The 18,854-nt window shown below is 61.4% G+C and carries 14 protein-coding genes; 4 read left to right on the top strand and 10 right to left on the bottom strand.

Annotated elements, in window-relative coordinates; translation table 11 throughout:
- Positions 1-32: 32 nt before the first annotated feature.
- The 10 genes from ACIQAL_RS29310 to tagH are packed head-to-tail and all read right to left on the bottom strand — an operon-like array spanning position 33 to position 14,548.
- Complete coding sequence (locus ACIQAL_RS29310; RefSeq protein ID WP_401151722.1) at positions 33-1,235, bottom strand: ABC transporter permease; 1,203 nt, start codon at positions 1,233-1,235, stop codon at positions 33-35.
- A complete protein-coding gene (locus ACIQAL_RS29305; RefSeq protein ID WP_401151720.1) occupies positions 1,235-1,951 on the bottom strand; it encodes an ABC transporter ATP-binding protein in 717 nt (238 codons plus the stop codon). Before ACIQAL_RS29305 ends, ACIQAL_RS29310 begins: the two co-directional genes overlap by 1 nt.
- Positions 1,951-5,031 (bottom strand): protein kinase, encoded by a 3,081-nt coding sequence (locus tag ACIQAL_RS29300; RefSeq protein ID WP_401151718.1) that lies wholly within the window; start codon positions 5,029-5,031, stop codon positions 1,951-1,953. Before ACIQAL_RS29300 ends, ACIQAL_RS29305 begins: the two co-directional genes overlap by 1 nt.
- Positions 5,032-5,039: 8 nt before the next feature.
- Entirely contained in the window at positions 5,040-5,771 is a 732-nt protein-coding gene (locus ACIQAL_RS29295) for a PP2C family protein-serine/threonine phosphatase (protein WP_401151716.1), read from the bottom strand.
- Positions 5,772-6,425, bottom strand: a complete 654-nt coding sequence (gene tagF, locus ACIQAL_RS29290) for a type VI secretion system-associated protein TagF (protein ID WP_401151714.1) — start codon at positions 6,423-6,425, stop codon at positions 5,772-5,774.
- Positions 6,422-9,925 carry a type VI secretion system membrane subunit TssM gene (gene tssM, locus ACIQAL_RS29285; protein ID WP_401151711.1) on the bottom strand — a complete coding sequence of 1,168 codons (3,504 nt, stop codon included), beginning with the start codon at positions 9,923-9,925 and terminating at the stop codon, positions 6,422-6,424. Before tssM ends, tagF begins: the two co-directional genes overlap by 4 nt.
- Entirely contained in the window at positions 9,922-11,247 is a 1,326-nt protein-coding gene (locus ACIQAL_RS29280; protein WP_401151708.1) for a DotU family type VI secretion system protein, read from the bottom strand. The genes tssM and ACIQAL_RS29280 overlap by 4 nt, the downstream gene beginning before the upstream one ends.
- A 6-nt stretch (positions 11,248-11,253) precedes the next feature.
- On the bottom strand, positions 11,254-12,588 hold the full coding sequence (gene tssK / locus ACIQAL_RS29275; protein WP_401151706.1) for a type VI secretion system baseplate subunit TssK: 1,335 nt from the start codon (positions 12,586-12,588) through the stop codon (positions 11,254-11,256).
- A gap of 15 nt (positions 12,589-12,603) precedes the next feature.
- Positions 12,604-13,116: a type VI secretion system lipoprotein TssJ gene (gene tssJ / locus ACIQAL_RS29270; RefSeq protein WP_401151703.1), complete on the bottom strand. Its 513-nt coding sequence runs from the start codon at positions 13,114-13,116 to the stop codon at positions 12,604-12,606.
- A 52-nt stretch (positions 13,117-13,168) separates the two neighbouring features.
- Positions 13,169-14,548, bottom strand: coding sequence for a type VI secretion system-associated FHA domain protein TagH (gene tagH, locus ACIQAL_RS29265; protein ID WP_401151700.1), 1,380 nt, complete (start codon positions 14,546-14,548; stop codon positions 13,169-13,171).
- A gap of 391 nt (positions 14,549-14,939) precedes the next feature.
- Here tagH and tssA point away from each other — a divergent pair, with 391 nt between their 5' ends.
- The 4 genes from tssA (at position 14,940) to ACIQAL_RS29245 (ending at position 18,809) form a co-directional block, all read left to right on the top strand.
- Positions 14,940-15,968, top strand: coding sequence for a type VI secretion system protein TssA (tssA, locus tag ACIQAL_RS29260; RefSeq protein ID WP_401151698.1), 1,029 nt, complete (start codon positions 14,940-14,942; stop codon positions 15,966-15,968).
- 108 nt (positions 15,969-16,076) lie between these two features.
- Positions 16,077-16,622, top strand: a complete 546-nt coding sequence (gene tssB, locus ACIQAL_RS29255) for a type VI secretion system contractile sheath small subunit (RefSeq protein WP_401151695.1) — start codon at positions 16,077-16,079, stop codon at positions 16,620-16,622.
- A 15-nt stretch (positions 16,623-16,637) separates the two neighbouring features.
- Entirely contained in the window at positions 16,638-18,131 is a 1,494-nt protein-coding gene (gene tssC, locus ACIQAL_RS29250; protein ID WP_166595855.1) for a type VI secretion system contractile sheath large subunit, read from the top strand.
- Between the two features lie 189 nt (positions 18,132-18,320).
- Positions 18,321-18,809 (top strand): type VI secretion system tube protein Hcp, encoded by a 489-nt coding sequence (locus tag ACIQAL_RS29245; RefSeq protein WP_166595856.1) that lies wholly within the window; start codon positions 18,321-18,323, stop codon positions 18,807-18,809.
- The last annotated feature ends 45 nt before the right edge of the window (positions 18,810-18,854 follow it).

Raw genomic sequence — 18,854 nt, 5'->3', positions numbered from 1 at the left:
CGGCGGCCCTTATGTTGAACGCCTTGCGCCACTTAAACATCGCGTATTCCTTCCGAAGCTTCGATGCGCGCCACACGCCAGCCACCCAATGCCGCCGCCGTCGCACTGGCACCGAGCACCGCCAGCAGGGCCACGCCGTAATGACGTATCAGCAGATGGCTGGCGTACTCGCCAGGCACCTGCACGAACAGATGGTTGAGGCCGCGCTCCGCCAAGCCGTAGAGCGCAAAACTGATGATCGCGGCCAGCACCCCGCTGTAGATCGCTTGCAGGACGACGAACAACAGCAGCGCGCCGGTGCTGAAGCCAATCAAGCGCAGCACCGACAGCTCGCGACGCTTGCGCTCGACCGACGCCAAGGACCCGGCGAACACAGCGGCGATAGCACCGGCGACCGCCAGCGCAGCAATGATCCAGAAGACCAGCGTGAGGTTGCGGCTGAGGGACTGCACCTGAGCGATGGTCTGTGCCTGAGTCGACACCAACAGGTGCTGCTCAGCGAAATACACACGCAACGGTTCGACGTCATCAAGGTTGCGGGCGTAAAGCCGAAACGCTGGAAATACGCGTGTTTGAACGGTTTTGGACCCCTCGCCCGCCCAGCCCATGGCCTCCACGGCGCGTCCGTCGCGGTAATCTTCCACAGCCTCCAACAAGGCGAGGGAGGTAAAGATTCCATCACGGCCAAACGCCTCAAGCGGCAAAATTCCCGTGACCTGCAATCGGGTGCGCTGGGCCTGCGGTTGTCCCGCGACCTGACGGGTGAAAGTGGCGTCCAACCAATCCCCGACTTTGGCGCCGAGCTTTTCCGCAGCGGTCTGGGTCAGCAGTACACGGTCCAGTTCGGTCGGCGCCAAGGCAGCGCCCAGCAGCGGATCGCCCACAGCAGTGGGGATCATTTCGACATTGAGCACTGAATCTTGCGCAGGCATCGACAGGTCCGCCGTCGCCGCAATCTGCCGAGTGCGGGGTAACGCGAATGCCACGTCCGGACGTTTCGCCAACGCATTGATGAATTCGGCATTGAAACGACCGCCGCCCATGGGGATCACTTCACGCACAGTGGGGTCACGTTCAAGGCGCTCGGTGAGGCTGCCCACCAGTCCAAACTTCAGCCCGAACAGCACCAGCAACGGCGCAATCACCGCGACCAGCGCCAACACCGCGCACGCCGACAGTCGCGCGTCGGCGCGAAAATCCTGCCAGGCCAGCGACATCACCAGAGCAATACGCATCAGCGTGCGTCCTCCAGCGTTGCGGTCACGCCACCATCTTCATCACGTGAACACGCAATCCGCAGTGGATGCAGACCCGCATTACGCGCCAGCCCTTCGTCGTGGGTCGCGATCACGCAGCAGGCGCCCTGCTCTCTTACGCGGCCCAACAACAATTGCATGACACGCAAGGCGTTCAGCGGGTCGAGCGAAGCCGTGGGTTCATCGGCGAGCAGCACGTGCGGATGATGAGCCAACGCCCGTGCGCAACTGACCCGTTGCCGTTGCCCGACCGAGAGCGCCTGGGGCTTCTTGTGCAAGTGTTCGCTGACTTCCAACTGCGCAGCCAATCGCTCGACCGAGCCGTCATCGGGCAGGTCTAGCAATTGGCGCGGCAGATCGATGTTGCTGCGCACATCGAGATAGCTCAGCAGCCCACCGGTTTGCAGCACATAGCCAATCTGCCGACTGCGTAATTGCGCCAGCTGATTCTGCCGCGCGGCACGCCACAGCCCGAAAACATCGACATGCCCTTGGTCGCTGATGAAGTCAAACCGCTGTGCCCCGTCGGGCGAGAGAACCAGCGCCAGCAAGTCGAGGACGGTGCTTTTGCCGGACCCGCTGGGGCCGACCAACGCAAACTGCCTGCCCGCCGCCAATTCCAGTCGCGGAATCACCAGGCTGTAACGCTGGCTGCCTTCGCCCCGCGTCTTGCGCACGTCTCGCAGACTCATCATCACGGCAGCGTCGACAACGGAACGCGGTACAGCGCATCACCCGGCTCGGCATCACCGAAACGGACCCAGTTGGCCAGATCGTTGTGGAAGGTCTCGTAGAGGCGAATTTTCGAATCCAGCTCGTCGATAAAATCTTCCTGTTCGGCCACGCTCAGCGACAACCACAGATCCTGGGTCATGCTCAGGGATTTGCTGCGATACGGCAGGCCGTCCAGATACTCGCCCAGCACCCCGCTCTGCGCGAGGTTGCCGCCCTTGCGCAAGGCTGACGGATCGCGGCTCATGTAGGCGCTGGCGCTGGCAATTTCCTGAAAGAAGTCCTTGGGTGAGCTTTGGGTTTTACGCGCGGCATCGACGATCAGTTTCAGCGATTGCTGGAGGTCATTGAGCTGCAATTTGCTGAGCATCACGCACACCTGAAACTCGGGAAGCGTTGGGTTGGTGAGGTCGCGGTCTGCCGTCCAGGCGCTGACCAGTTGCGGCGCGCGCACGCCGGTCTGCTGACCGAGGAAGTCCATGCGCATCGCGTAGCCGATGGCGGCCGATTTGTCGGCGACAGTCGGGGCCGCCGGAAGCGTTGGCGCGACCTGGGGTTGATTGCTGCGCACCTGATGCACCAGATCGGCGAAGACGGAGCCGATCTCGGCCACGCGGTCACCGAATTTCTGCACATCGCCGCCCGGCACCGGCACGTACAAATCACCAATCTGCGGGTTGGCGTCGGCGGTCAGCGTGCGGTATTGCTGTTCGGCGAAAGCGTGGTTTTTCTTGCCCGCATCGGTTTTGAGGTGCAGCGCGTAGATCTTGATCTGCTTGCCCAGCGCGGCCTGCCGTACTTCAGCCTCGTTCATCTGCGTGCTGCTGTAGGGATCGTTCTTGCGCAGGGAACCGGCGTCGCTGACCAGCAGAATCAGGCGTCCGCCATACCCCGACCAGTCCATGCCATTGACCACCTGCATCACCCCGGCGAAGGCATCTTCATTGAAGGAGTGGCTTGAAACGTTGGTGGCCTTGACCTGCCGGGCCAGCTCCAGAAAGCGCTGCGGATCGCGGCCTTGCTCCAGCGTGACCAACGTCTTGCTGAGGTATTCCAGACCCGGCGTCTTGTTCACGTTATTGCGAAAGCCCACCAGGCCGAAGCTGACGTTATCCAGCTCGCCGCGCTTGCCGATCTGGTTTTGCAGCTCGGCGACCACGTCACGCACCTGATCAATGTAGGGCTGCATCGACACCGACGTGTCCACCACCAGCACCACCCCGGTGCGGAAGGCGTCTTTGCTGGCAGCCGTCTTGATCTGTTCACCCGAGGCCGTGCGTTGCGGGGTGTTGCCGGGATCAATGGAGGCGACGTTGAGCAACTGGACCGGCTGGCCGTTCTGATCAAAGGTCTCTTTAGCGTCGAAGATCGGCAGCAGGTAGAACTGGTTCTGCGGCACTGCACTCGCTGCGGGTTCCAGGGCCAGCACTTGATGGCTGGCGTCGGCGTTTTTCTGCGCATCCAGCAGCAGTTTTTTCGCTGCTGCAGGGTCATTCAGCAGCTTCTCCAGTTGCTTCGGCTCACGCATGAACATTGCCGGAGCGCGCCCTGAACGTTCGCTGAATTTCAGCACCAGACTTTGCTTCCAATCGCTGACTTGATCCGCTGGCAGCCAGCCTTCGCTATGACCGTCACTGCTTGCACCGACGCGCAGCCACTCGCTGCCATTCACGGTTTTGCGCTGATAGACGTACAGCACCGAAAACGCTGGGAGCGCTGGATCGCCCATTGCCCCGGCGTCTGCGGAAAACTTCGCACCCGGCTTGCTCAGCACACGCTGGAACAGCGTTTTTTTGTTCGCCATCAACAATGGGCGATCCCCACCATCAGCCTCCACCACTGAGGCTTGCGCAGGGGGCGTGACGGGCGTTTTTTCAGGCGATGCAGTTGGCGTCTTTGACGGGCTGGCGCCAGGTGGCTTATTGGCAGACGTCGTTGAAGCGGTTGCGGTTGAAGCCACCACAGGCTTGCCGTCACTCAACCACCAATACCCGCCAAGACCCAATCCCAGTGCTGCCGCAATCGCCACGCCAAGCAAAGCCAGCACGGGGCCTTTGCGCTGTCCGGACTGACTCGACGCTTCGCCCACAGGCGTGGGTCTCACCGGTGGTTCAGGCTGCTGCGGCGGCAGATCGGGTATTTCGATGGAGACAGGCGTCAGGCCTGCCAAATCGGTTTTCGGCGCAGGCTCGACGTGCAAGTCCGCTGGCGGCAGCGGCAAGACACGAATCTGCGTCGCGTCGATGTTGTCAGGCGGCAGGTTATCCAGCGCGGCGATCAGCTCGGCGGCGTCGGAGAACCGGTCATCGCGATTCTTGGCCAGCAGCTTGGTGAGGATGTGCTGATAACGCCCGTGATGAATCGGCAGCTCCGGCAGTGGCTCGGTCAGGTGCGCGAGCGCTGTCGAGAGCGCATCGGTGCCGTTGTAAGGCAGCTTTCCGACCAGCATTTCGTAAAGCACGACACCCAGCGCATAGAGGTCAGCGCGACCGTCGATCTCTAGCCCCCGCGCCTGTTCGGGACTCATGTAACTCGGGGTGCCGACGGCGAAACCCGCTTGGGTGAACTGTGTGCGGTCGTCCAGCGATTTGGCGATGCCAAAGTCCGACAACACCGCCGAGCCATTGGCGCGGAACAGAATGTTGGCAGGCTTCACATCGCGGTGCACCAACCCCTGCGCGTGGGCATAGCCCAGCGCCGAGGCGATCTGGCGAATGTAGGTCAGCCCCTGTTCGGCACTCATGCCCGCCGCAACGCGTTCTTTCAGCGTGCCGTTGGGCAGGTATTCCATGGCCATGTAATACAGCGCGCCGACATTACCGATGTCGTGGATGGTGACCGTGTGCGGGTGCGACAGGCGCGCCAGGGTTTTGCCTTCGCGCAAAAAACGCTCGCAGAACGTGGCGTCAGCCGCCAGCGCTGCCGCCATGATTTTCAAAGCGACCTTGCGCTCCAGCGAGCGTTGGGTGGCGAGATAGACGGTGGCCATGGCGCCTTCGCCAATCTCACCCTCTATGTCGAATCCGGGAATCTGCATGTCCATATTTGTCTTCAGGCAGCCTTGACGACGATGGCCGTGATGTTGTCGGGGGCGCCCCGGGTCAGTCCCAGGTGCACGAGGCTGCGAACCACTTGCCAAGGGTCGGGGTGGCCGAGTACGTCGCGAATTTCGTGGTCTTCAACGATTTTGTTCAGGCCATCGCTGCACAGCAGGTAGGTGTCGCCGGGCAGGATGTCGAGGTTGATCATGGCCAGGTCCAGCGTGTCCTCGACGCCAATGGCGCGGGTGATGATGTTGCCGCGCGGATGGACCCGCGCTTCCGCTTCGCTGAGTAGGCCGCTGTCCTGCAAGTCCTGCACGTAGCTGTGGTCGCGGGAAAGGCCCTGCAATTCGCCGTCGCGCAGGCGATAAAGCCGACTGTCACCGGCCCACAGGCACACGCCTTGATCGCCCTGTACCAAAAGCGCCACGACGGTGCTGCCCATCATGCTCAGGCCACGACGGCGAGTTTCTTCACGTACGGCGGCGTTCACTTCAGCCAGGGTCGTACGAATACCGTCGGAGTAGAGCGAGAGCGGCGTGAAGAGTAGGGAACGGCGCAAGCTGTCGACGATCAGGCTGGCGACGTAATCCCCAGCCGCGTGACCGCCCATGCCATCGGCGATGGCCCACAGACCGTTTTCCGGTAATTCGAGAAAAGCGTCTTCGTTGATCTGCCGCACCATGCCGACATGGGTCTTGCTGGCAGAGCGCAAAAGAGGGTTTGGGGGTAATGCAGGCATCTAGATCGACGCTCCTTGTCCCAGCAGGTAGCTGCCGAATTCGGCCGGATCGGGCAAGCCCTGACAGCGCATCAATCCCGGCGCAATACGCTCGGACCCTTTGCCCCACCACAGGCTCGCGCCCTCACAGGCCAGCTCGGCCAGCATCCGATGGCGGCTGTCCGGGTCGTTCGCGCTGGTGAAGTGCAAGCCTGCAAAGCGGCTGATGGGCTCGCGGTGTGTGGTGGGCAGGAAGCCGAGCGTGGACGCGCGGTCATCGAAAACGGAGAAGTCCGCGCCCTCTTCCAGCGTCCCCAGCATCAGCGCTTCGACTTGCTCAAACCACGCCTCTGGCGCAGCCGTGAGCGCCGCCAACGATTGGTCGGGTTCAAGTGTCTGCGCCATCGTCAGCGGGAAATACCGTCCGACCCGATCAATGCTCGGCATCAACACGCCGACGACCGCATCTGGCCCGCACACACCCGCCGCCAGCGCAAAACGCCACAACGGGCTGACCAGATAAGCGTTGAGCCAGTCTTCGCCGAGCTGCTGCTGACTGACCTGCAACCCCGACGCCAGCCACACGTCCCAGGGCTTGATGAAGCTTTGTGGCAATCCGCGACTGACAAAATCGCCACGACTGGCCAACTTGCCGTAAAAACCCAGCGTCGTCATAACCGCTCCGGCAGGCTGAAACCGCTCAACACACGGCTTTTGAAAGGGTTGAACGCACTGTTGGCGCGCAACTCGTAGGAAATGCTGGCGTTGTCGACCCGCAACCGCAGGTTGAAGCGGTCGGGCGATCCACCCGCGACAAGGTCCGATTGCTCCAGCAAACGGAACCACGCCCAAGGACCATCGAGTGTGATGCCGGAACGACCGCTGGCTGCAGGCGGCGAGATTGACAGGCGCACCACGCCGATGCTGCCGGGGTTCGGCCATTGCATGGCGACGGGGCGACTCGGACCGTGGTCGTAGCTGATCTGCTGCCCGTCGAGGTCCAGCAGGAATTGGGTGACCGAAGCGTCCATCGCGACGGGCTTCAGCTCGAAACGTACGGCTGGCTGCACGCCACCGGAACGGAAGAAGGCATCGCGAATCGCGGCTGCGCGCTGGAAGGTCTGCAAGACCGAGGCGTTGATGCCCAGCTTCTGCGCGGCGCCCGGTTGCCAACGCCAGCTTGAAGCCGAAGTGTCGACATAGGGCTGCAGGTATTTGCGGAAGTAATTGTCCATCACTCCGCCCACGCCAAAGAACTGACCGAAGTCGTCCAGCGTGGCGTCACGTGCGCTGCCCGGTGCCAGCGGGTAACGACCACTAAGGGACTGGCGATAAACGTTCACTACATCGCTGACCCACGCCGCATTCAGCTGATTGCGCACGCCGCCCATCATGGTGTTGGTGGTCGAGCTGACGACTGACTTCACCAGACTCTGCACCACCGGTGGTTCCCGGTCGGCGTTCAGATTCACTCGCGTCGCCGCAGCGCTTGCGGAGTTTTTCGCTTCGCCCAGCAACGCATCGCCGCTGGCTCCGACCATCGCGCTCACCTGAACATACAGCGCGTTCATGTCCGCGAGCAGGCCATCGACAGCTGCTGGTTCACCCTCCCCCTTCTTAACAAATGCGTTGAGTTCAGCGAAGTGCGCGCTCACCGGATCTTCAACAGCGGCAGGCGCGGCTGCCTGACTGACCTGTTCCTGACCCAGGATCGAGCCCAGGCGTTGCTTGAGCTGATCGACACCGCCCTCGACTTTCTTGCCCTGATCGGCCAGTAACTTGTCTTCCTGTTGCAGGTCAGTCTCCTTCGCTACCGCCACCAGCAGCTTTTTCAGCGGCGAGGTGGGCCCGGAAATCACCCGCAACACGTCAGCCGCCTGCGCCACGCTGGTGATCGGCACGAAATCGATGTCCGCCAGCAATGCATCCCACTGACGCTGGTAATCCTGAAAGTACAAACGGCGGACATCGCCGGCGAGGCTGGCGACGTTCTGTTGATCGGCACGATCCAGCCCCAACACCCACTGTTCTTCTGCCAGGGTTCCGGCCTGGCTCAGGCTGGTGGCCAGAAACACCTCGCGGTAGCCCTTGGCCGTGAAGAAGCCGCTCAGCGGTTCGCCCAATGGCTTGCCGCTCTTGCGCGCGAAGACCAGTGCAGCATCACGCCCCGCAGCGTCGGTCAGGCGAAAATCCGGCACGCTGTCAGGCAGTTTCTGGCGTTTGACCCGGTCGTAGACCCGCTGAGCCACTGGCAGTTGCTGCAATTGCCGACGTAGATCATCGATCAGCCGTTGATCCAGACGCGCATTAGGCGGATGACGTTCGAACAACGCCTGCAAGTGCTCGCCCAGTGCCTGACGCTGATCAGGCGGCAGATCGCGAGGCAGGCTTTGATCCCAATCCAGCGCGACCCATGCCTTGATGAAATCCGGGTCGTAATGCTCGCTGTCAGCCAGCATCAGATAAGCCTTCAAACCTTCATAGAGAAAGTCCGAACTGCCACCGCTGCGCAATTGCTCTTCCACGCGAGTCACGAGGCGCGGCGCGAACACCGCGATCAGCAGCTTGCGGTACACGCTGCCGGACTCGGCTTCCAGCATGTCGCCCTGATACAGCCCCAAACCTTGCGCCATGCCCGGAGGGTCACCCGCCAGATGACGCACGGCGTTGAGCAGCGGCAGCACGGCCAATACGTCGCGCTGCGCAGGGCTCAGGCTCTGCACGCTTTGGCCGAGAGGTGCGACTTTCTGATCGACCTGCGCGATGTACGCCTGATTGGCGCGGTAGCTGATCACCCACAAGGTGCCGACCACTAACACCACCGCAACGGTCGCTGCCAGCGCGCCACGGGTCAGCCATTTGCGACGACGTTCGACTTTCGGGTTCACACCCACCAACCCGCGCTCGGCGAAGGCAACGGCGGTGAACAGTTTTTCAATGAAGTAACTGCGACCCGTGCCGGTCTGGCGTGCCAGATGCTGACGGTCCAGGTTCATGCTCTGGGCCATGGCGCCGATCAGCCGATCGATCGGGCTGCCTTCCTGTGTGCCGCTGGTGAAATACACCCCGCGCAGCAACGCCCGGTCTTCGAACGCATTAGGCTTGAAAACGCCTTCGAGAAAGCCTTGCAGGGTGTCTTTCAGCGCGCCGAATTGCTGAAGAAAACCGTAAATCAGATCCCGTCGTGCCGGGTCGCGCTCCTGCTGCAACCGCTCGACCAGCCGTGCATTCAGGCGCTGTTCCAGCAGGGCAAATTCGCTGAGGAAGTTCGTCAGCGGGCCGTCAGCCTGCTTGTCATCGTCGAGGGCGAAGGTCATGCCCCAGACCTGCGCGCGCTCTTCCTTGCTCAACGCATCGAAGAACTCCATGAAGCCGGGCACCAGATCGAGCTTGGTCAGCATCACGTAAATCGGGAAGCGCACGCCCAACTGGCTGTAGAGCTCCTGAATGCGCGCCCGGATTGCCGCCGCATGGGCAGCGCGCTCGGCCTCGCTGCCCAGCAGCAGATCGGACAGGCTGATGGCGATGAACGCGCCGTCGATGGGGCGACGGGAGCGCTGGTTTTTCAGCAGGTCGAGAAAGCCCAGCCAGGCTGCTTTGTCGACTTGAGCGTGGCTGTCTTGCGTAGTGTAGCGGCCTGCGGTGTCAAGCAGAACGGCCTCGTCGGTGAACCACCAGTCGCAATTGCGCGTGCCGCCCACGCCTCGAATCGCGCCCGCGCCCATCTGCGCGGCCAGCGGAAAATGCAGCCCGGAATTGACCAGCGCGGTGGTCTTGCCCGAACCCGGCGGCCCGATGATCACGTACCACGGCAGCTCGTAAAGGTTGCGACGTTCATCCCCGCCCAAGCGCGCTTTTTTCAGGAGCGTGAGGGCTTCGTCCATGCGTTGACGCAAGGTGGCCAACTCTTCCGCAGTGGCGACGCTGGCAGGGTCCGGCGCGGTTTCCGCGGCCAGGCTGGCCATGACGTTCGCCGCGTGGCGACGGGCCTGAACGATGCGAAAGACCCGCCATGCGATCCAGATGGCGAACAGCAGAACGATCGACGCCCAGCGCCGACCTTCGGGCACCAGCACGTCCAGCACCGGGCCGACGAACCAGATGATCAGGCTCAGCGCGATCAGCCCGAGCACTGGCACGACCCAGCGAATCACAAAACCGAAAAACGCCTTCACTCGACCCCCTCCGCCAACACAGTGATTTCAACCCGGCGATTCTTCGCGCGCCCTTCGGCCGTGGCGTTGGAAGTCACAGGCTCGGTGTCGCTACGCCCTTCGGCAGAAAAACGTTCAGGCTGGCCGGTCTTGGCCGCCAGTATGTGCAGGACCTGTTCGGCCCGTGCCTGGGACAGCGCCCAGTTGGAGGGAAAACGCAGGGTGGCGATGGGGCGGTTGTCGCTGTGACCGGTGACACGCACCTGGCCTTTGACTTTGCGAATGGCATCGGCGATACGCAGCATCAGCGGCTGAAAATCGTCAACGATGGAGGCGCTGCCTGACGAGAAAATCTCGTCTCCGCGAATCGTCACAACCGAGCGATCCACCGCGTCCTCCACGGCGACCCGGTTAGCCTTGATGTCTTCCACCAGAAAACCCGCAAGACGAGGCCGTTCGATGACCTTCGGCTGGACGACAGCGGGCGTGATGGCCTGGACCGGAATTTCGCCCAGCGCGTGAATGTTCTTGAACACCGGTTCGGCGTCGGACGCCAGCTTGAGGCGAAGGCCAAACAGCAGCATCAGCAACAGCGCCAACCCCACGGCGAACCCGACCCACGGCGGCACAAACTGCGAGAGCCGGTCACGAATAACACTCAGCCCGCGCCAGTGCGGCGACAGCTCCCGCTCGAATTCCCCACGGGCCGTACGAATCGCAGCGCTGGTCCGTTCACGCAGCGCTTCCAGCTGGCTACGACCGTCGTTCATCACCCGATAACGGCCTTCGAATCCCAAGCACATGCACAGGTACAAAAGCTCCAGCAGATACAGACGCTCGCGGGGGCTTTGCAGGCAGTGCTCCAGCAGTTGGAAGACCTTTTCACCGCCCCAGGATTCGTTGTGCACCGTGATCAGCAGACTCTGTTTGCCCCACTCGCTGGTGCTGCCCCACGGCGTGCTGAGAACGGCTTCATCCAGTGCGGTGCAGAGGGCGTAGCGCGCAAGCAGCACTTCATTGCGGACGACGCCTGCTGACTCGGCGCGCTCTTCGAACTGGCGCAGATAACCCAACAGCTGTGCCCGCAGACTCGCGGGCGCCGGGTGGGCGATGGTGCTGCGCAGACGGGTGAGCAGCGCCAGCAACGGACCGGCAGCGGCTTCAAGGGGGTTCAAACCTTGCGCCTGCCCCAACGGCAACGGCGCAGCGGGCACGGACAGTGGCGGCGGCGCCGGATACGCTTGAGCAGCAGGCTGCGGCGAGCGGCCACCGGGACGCGGCATGAACTGCGTGCGGTCGTTTCCGGGCATCGGCGGGTTGAGGGGTTCGTCGTGGGAAGGCATTGCGCGTTATCCTCGGATGGCCCAGAAAGCCAGGTTCAACCCGGGAAATTCGCCGGCGACGTGAAACGCAAAACCGCCCGACTGTGCCAGCAGCTTCCAGTGCTCGCTGCCACGATCCAGTTCGTAATAGGTCGACCCTGCGTGGAACGGAATCTGTCGAGGCGCCACGGGTAACGGCAACAGGCTGATGCCCGGCAATTGCAGGTTGACCAGATCGCGGATGTGTTCGACCGAACCGATCTTGCTCTGCTGTGCGAAACGACCGCGCAACGTTTCGCTGGGCATGTCGGCGCGCACCACCAGAATGAAGCTGGCGTTGTCGATCAAGGTGCGATCCTTGAGCATGCCCACGTGAATGCCGTACGCCTTTTCGAGGATAGGGATCGGCGTGGCCTTGCTGTCGATCAGCATCGAGAGGGCTTCGCGCAACGCGTCTATCACTGGCGCGAAACTCGCCGCCAGATCGTCATGCTGATAACGCACGAACGCGTCCGGCCTGCGTCCCGCGTTCGAGAACGTTGCGAACTCCCCTGCGAGGCTCACCATTTCGCTGTAAAGACGCTCAGGGTGCAGCGGACTCAACTGACTGAGGTGACTGATCAGCGGTTGAGCGCGGTTGACCAGTTGCAGAAGCATGAAGTCGGCAATTTCCGAAGCGCCGCCCGCGCCCGACGCGACCACCCGTCCCGCCAATGCCTCGCCGCGTTGGTGCAGCAAGCCCGACAATTCGCTGTGAAAGGCCGTGAGCGAGGCCGACGCCGCCACATCAAGGACCGGCGGGATGTAACTGTCATCCAGCACCAGCGCGCGGTCGGCGCGTCTTTCCTTGATCCGCACCAGTCCAACGGCAGCGTAGTCGCTCAAGCCGTCCTTCTCGGTGAGCAACCGAAAGGCCCGCGCACCAACGGCAACCGGTGCGCGATTTTCGAATGGCGCGTTGTCGTCGCGGACTTCACGTACCTGACTGACGAAGCGCGCCCCGCCCGGTGCTTCCCCCTCGTCCACCGTGTCTCGCTGCCCCGCACGCTTGAGCGGCAGGGCCAGGTAAATCACGCCATCGCGCAAACCGTCCTCGACGTTCAGCGGGCTGGGCGCCAGGTCATCATGGGGAATGTTGAACGGCGTGCCATCGGGAAGCAGCCCGCGTGCAGAGGTGATCGCCAGCTTGCCCTGCGCCAGCAGTCCGTGATCCAGCGACAGCTCGGAAAAGCCCCACGCCCCCGCCGACAGCGGACGGCTTCGCGCATCGATGAGATTCTCCAGGTAGCGGTCATGCTGCTGAAAGTGCTGTGTTCCGATGAACATGCCTTCCGACCAGACCACACGATTGTTCCAGGCCATGGGTTCTCCGATTGTCTATTGGGCAGGGCGGACAGATTGAGCGGCAGATGCGCGGCTCACGCTGACGGCGTGGGTATCAAGGTGGATCTGGTATTCGCTGGCCTGACGTGGCGTGACGCTCAGCAATGCGCGCCATTGGGCTTGATCGATTTCGCGATAGCCCACGGCGAGTCCGACCTGGCGAGTGGCATCGTTGAGGTGGCGCTCCAGAGTCAAGTCCTGTCCCGGTTGCAGCAGCACTTCATCCTGATCGATCAGGTCGGCGGCCAATGCACTCGGAGCACGCTCGGCCAGGGCGAAATAATCCGCACGACCGAAACTGGCAGCGTTTTTCAATTCGAAAATTCGCACCCGCACAGGCGCGGGTTGCCCATTGCTACCGGGGTTCAGCCCTGAGGCAGCGCTGAAATGCAGCGTGACGGTGGAAGCATCAGGGGTCGTGTCGACCGGCTGCGGCGGTTCCGCGTTTTTGGCACAAGAAACCAGCAACAGCGCCATGGCCATTGCCGATACCACTCTTCGAAACATCCTTCGTCCTCGTGACGTACTGACTGTCTATCCGTTTTTCCTGGTGTGTCGCTCAAGAGCGGCGCAGTCGCGTGCTGTGTTCCTCGTAGGCGCGGCTGAATTCACGGCCGAAGAGCACTTGAAAATCGTCTTCGGCTTCGCGGGAAATCTGTGTGTAAAGCTCGGTGAATTGCTGCCAGTGCTGGGCCTGACGTGAGCCGAACAGGTTCGACAGGGCGCCGGGTTTGCCCATCCGCGCCTCAAGCTCCGCAGGTTCGAAACGCTTGAGCAGCGCTTTGATTGCCGCCTCAACGCCCGCCATCACGGCAAGCTGGTGGGCACGCAGATCGTTGAAACTGTCCGCAATCGCCTGATCGGGGGCCATGAACGCCTGATTGCCGTGACGCAACAGCAGCATCAGCGCCTCGTCGGCATTGGGCGCGAATTTCAGCGGGTTGTTTTCCACGGGCTGAATCATGGTTTGCTGCAAGCGAAACTCACCCTTCAGGCTGCTGCGCGCCCGCAGCACGTCAATCAGCCCCTCAACCATCAGTCGATAACTCCGCCCGATGGACTCCATCTGCGTCTCGGTCTGTGCCGAATCGATCCGCAGGTGCTCGAGACCCGCACCGCGCAGAAACGCCTTGAGCAGATCCGGATTTGACACGGTGGAAGCAGACTCATGTGGGTTGTCCACGGGAGGGCTTGGCACCGTGGAAACCGGCTCCGAATGAATCACTGAAACAACGGGAACAGGATCGGGCTGCACGACAGGAGCAGGCGCCTGGACCTTGGGCGTGTCAGCGAAAAGATCCCAGTCTTCGGGAATGACGCCAGGTTCCGAAACCTGTTTGGGCGGATTGACCGGTGCGGGCGGAATGTTGGGCATGGGCGGCCGAAAATCATGACGTTCCGCCGGGACATGATCCGACTGGGTGGCTGGCGGGACGCTGGACGGGGTCAGGAAATCGAACAAATCGGGGAACGTGTCCTGAGCCGCGCCGCCTTGAAAATGCGCGGCAGGAGAAATGTCCAGCGCGACCGGCGTAGAGCTGTTCTGACGCCCCATCAACGCTTCGAAACTGTCGGAATAGTCAACTTTTGAAAGTCCCACTTCAGGCTCTTTCATTGCTGAATCAATGCGCGCTTGAATCTCGTAATCACCAATGCGGATAACTTCGCCGCTTTCGAGCAGTTCGCTGTTTCCACGCCGGAGCCGGACGCCCGCGTTTACGAGCTCGACGCCATTAGTGCTGTTGTCGGTAATGTAGTAACGGCCGTCTTTATATTGAATGACGCAATGTCGTGAAGAAACAAGACGTTCGGGATCGGGAAGTACCCAGTCATTTTCTTGACTGCGGCCAATTGCCATCACCCCGGTTCCCAGTGTTTTTTCGGGAACTTGGCCAGGGGTTATCTTGTGATAACTGGTGATAGTCAGACAAAGCGACACGGTGCCTCCTTGCTTGCACTTAGGGCCTCCAGACACAGACACGCGGGTCTACGCCTGACAGGGGAATGTCGTGCAAAAACGCTCAAAAAACTGGTTTAAACGGGTCAAACGGTGGCTTTTTCAAGATTCTAACCACACATCCGTGACAGTCGTACAGAGACTGACTCGCCAGTCCTGCTGGCTGTTACATACATCACAACTGTCACAGAGGGCGCATAGCTTACCTTGACAACGGATAACTTCCACACCAAAAATGCACAACTTTCTGAACAAGAATGATGTCCATGTGATATCACAGATCATATAAAACAAAGAATGTTCCGTAGTTAGCGTAGGAAATTTCCTCGTTAACTATCAGAGTTATCCGCACCCGATAAGGAGATCGATTTTGGTGGATGTTCCGTTGTTGCTCGCTGCAGTTTCCGCGAACTCTCCCTGTGGCGAAGACCTGGAGTATGACGCGGACTTTTTGCAGTTGGAGCGCGACGCCCAAGGCAAGCCCGAGCGCACTATGGGTGATGCCGTTCACCCGGCAGAGCCGCCTGATTGGCGACGTGTGGAACAGTCCAGCATCGCACTTCTGCAACGCAGCAAAGACCTGCGAATCACCCATTTCCTCCTGCAAAGCGCCTTGGCCCTCGACGGATTTTCGGGGCTGGCCAACGCCCTGACGCTGATCAACGACCTGTTGGGACAGTACTGGCCAACGCTCTATCCGCAGCTCGATGCGGACGACGACAACGATCCCACCGTACGCATCAACGCCCTGTCCGGAATCGCCTGCGACACCAACGTTCGGCTGTTGCGTGAGAGCCTGCTGACCCGCTCACGTGCGCTCGGCTCGGTCAGCCTGCGCGCTGCGCTGAACGCCAGCGGCTTGCAGAGTTTCGCAGACGAACACCTCACCGCCGACGAATTGGCAGGCGCACTGCGCGACACCGACGCCGAGCAGTTGTCCGCCGTGCGCTCCGCATTGCAGGAAGCCCACAGCGCTGTCGACGCCATCGAGCATTACGTGTCCAGCCAAGTGGGTTCGGCGCAGGGCGTGGACTTGTCCGCCCTGAAGCAACCGCTCAAGCAGGCGCTGCACATCCTCGCCGAGTACGCGCCGGGCGGCATCGTGACCGAGACACATGCCCGCGAAACACGCGAAATCGAGGCATTCGTTGAGCCGTCACCAGAACGGGCTGAACTCGTCGCACCGCGCATGTCCGGGGATGTGAACAACCGCGATGACGTGGTCCGCAGCCTCGACAAAATTCTGAGTTACTACGCCCGCAGCGAGCCTTCCAGCCCGCTGCCAGTGTTGCTGAATCGCGCGAAAAATCTGGTGCACGCTGACTTCGCGACCATCGTGCGCAATCTGATTCCTGACGGCATGTCCCAATTCGAAAACCTGCGCGGGCCCGACATCGAGTAACCCGGTTCGCTCAGGCAGCGAACCGATACCGACCAGGATCACGCAACCCCGTTACCGGCCTCGACCGATGACGCCAATCACGTCGCAGCAGCGACCAGGAGGAGCAACGTGGCGAACACCAGTTCTCAGAAATTCATTGCGCGCAACCGCGCCCCGCGGGTCCAGATCGAATACGACGTCGAGCTGTACGGCGCCGAGAAGAAGGTCCAGCTGCCTTTCGTGATGGGTGTGATGGCGGACCTCGCCGGTAAGCCCGCCGAACCGCTGGCCGCCGTGGCGGATCGCAAGTTTCTGGAAGTCGATGTCGACAACTTCGATTCGCGTCTCAAGGCCATGCAGCCTCGCGTCGCGTTTCATGTCCCGAACGAACTGACCGGCGAAGGCAACCTCAGCCTCGATATCACGTTCGAGAGCATGGACGACTTCAGCCCTGCCGCCGTGGCACGCAAGGTCGATTCGCTGAATCAATTGCTCGAAGCTCGCACTCAATTGGCCAACCTGCTGACCTACATGGACGGCAAGACGGGCGCAGAAGAAATCATCATGAAGGCGATCAAGGACCCGGCCCTGCTGCAAGCCTTGGCCAGCGCGCCAAAACCCCAAGGCGGTCAACCCCAGGGCTCTCAGCCCCAAGACACCGAGCCGAAGGCCTGATCAGGACGAACGACCATGACTGAATTGCTGCGTGACACCCAGGCCCCCGCCGCCCAGACCGAGGACGCCAACGCGTTCGCGTCGCTGTTGTTGCAAGAGTTCAAACCCAAGACCGAGCGCGCCCGGGAAGCCGTTGAAACCGCGGTTCGCACCCTTGCCGAGCAGGCACTGGCGCAGACCGATCTGGTCTCCAACGACGCCATCACGTCGATCGAGTCGATCATTGCCGCCATCGACGCCAAGCTCACCGCGCAAGTGAATCAGGTGATCCATCACCCGGAATTCCAGCAGTTGGAAAGCGCGTGGCGTGGGCTGCATTACCTCGTCAACAACACCGAAAGCGATGAGCAACTGAAGATTCGCGTGCTGAACATCTCCAAGCCGGAGTTGCACAAGACCCTGAAAAAATTCAAGGGCACGGCGTGGGACCAAAGCCCGGTTTTCAAGAAGATGTACGAGGAAGAATACGGCCAGTTCGGCGGCGAGCCTTACGGGTGCCTGGTCGGCGATTACTATTTCGATCAATCGCCACAGGACGTCGAGCTGTTGACCGAGCTGTCGAAAACCTGCGCGGCGATGCATGCACCCTTCATCGCAGCGGCCTCGCCGACCGTGATGGGCATGGGGTCGTGGCAGGAACTGTCGAACCCGCGTGACCTGACCAAGATTTTCACCACCCCGGAATACGCGGGCTGGCGTTCGCTGCGTGAATCGGAAGACTCGCGCTACATCGGTCTGACCATGCCGCGCTTCCTGGCTCGCCTGCCGTATGGCGCCAAGACTGATCCGGTGGAAGCCTTCGCGTTCGAAGAGGACACCGACGGTGCCGACAGCGCCAAGTACACCTGGGCCAACGCAGCCTATGCGATGGCGGTGAACATCAACCGGTCGTTCAAGCATTACGGCTGGTGTTCGCGAATCCGTGGCGTCGAGTCCGGCGGCGAAGTGCAGAACCTGCCTGCCCATACGTTCCCGACCGATGATGGCGGCGTGGACATGAAGTGCCCGACCGAAATCGCGATCTCCGACCGTCGCGAAGCCGAGCTGGCGAAGAACGGTTTCATGCCGCTGCTGCACAAGAAAAACACCGATTTCGCCGCCTTCATTGGCGCGCAGTCGTTGCAGAAACCGGCCGAATACGACGACCCGGACGCCACGGCCAACGCCAATCTGGCGGCGCGCCTGCCGTACCTGTTCGCCACCTGCCGCTTCGCCCATTACTTGAAGTGCATCGTGCGCGACAAGATCGGCTCCTTCAAAGAGAAGGACGAGATGCAGCGCTGGTTGCAGAACTGGATCTTGAACTACGTCGATGGGGACCCCGCGCATTCCACCGAAACCACGAAGGCGCAGCAACCGCTGGCGGCTGCCGAGGTGGTCGTCGAGGACGTCGAGGGCAATCCGGGTTACTACAACTCGAAGTTCTTCCTGCGCCCGCACTACCAGCTTGAAGGGCTGACAGTGTCGCTGCGCCTGGTGTCCAAGCTGCCTTCGGCGAAGGGCGCCTGATAACGCGATCTCGACACTGTGGGAGCGAATTTATTCCGGAACTGACTGGCAGGCGCCGCAAATGGATCGCCCGTCCGACCGCTTCGCGAATGAATTCGTGCCTACAGATTGAACCCCGAATCCTGAATGCCCACCGAATCCGGGCATTCGGGTCATCAACATCGTGGTGAAGACCACACTGGAGAAAACATGGCTGTTGATATCTTCATCAAGATTGGCGACATCAAGGGCGAGTCGCAGGACAAGGCCCACAAGGACGAAATCGATGTCTTGAACTGGAGTTGGGGCATGACCCAGTCCGGCAACATGCACACCGGCGGTGGCGGTGGTGCAGGCAAGGTCAGCGTTCGGGACCTGTCGTTCACCAAGTACATCGACAAGGCAACGCCGAATCTGATGATGGTGTGCTCCAGCGGCAAGCACATCGACAAGGTCACCTTGACCGTGCGCAAGGCCGGTGGCGAGAGCCAGGTCGAGTATCTGGTGATCACGCTGGAGGAAGTCATCGTGACCGGCTACGACACCGGTGGCTCGGGTGCAGAGGATCGCCTGACCGAGAAGTTGACGCTGAACTTCGCTCAGGTTCGTGTCGATTACCAGCCTCAGAAAGCTGACGGCACCAAGGATGGCGGCCTGATCAAGTACGGCTGGAACATCCGCACCAACACCAAGCTGTGATTGTCTCCACGCGCCTGCCCGTTGCGGAGCAGGCGCGTGGCTCAA

This window comes from Pseudomonas sp. NPDC088368 (assembly GCF_044753445.1).
In the GTDB taxonomy this organism is placed as follows: domain Bacteria; phylum Pseudomonadota; class Gammaproteobacteria; order Pseudomonadales; family Pseudomonadaceae; genus Aquipseudomonas; species Aquipseudomonas bambusae.
The sequence above is the reverse complement of the archived record's forward strand: the minus strand, read 5'-3'. Positions and strand labels throughout refer to the sequence as shown.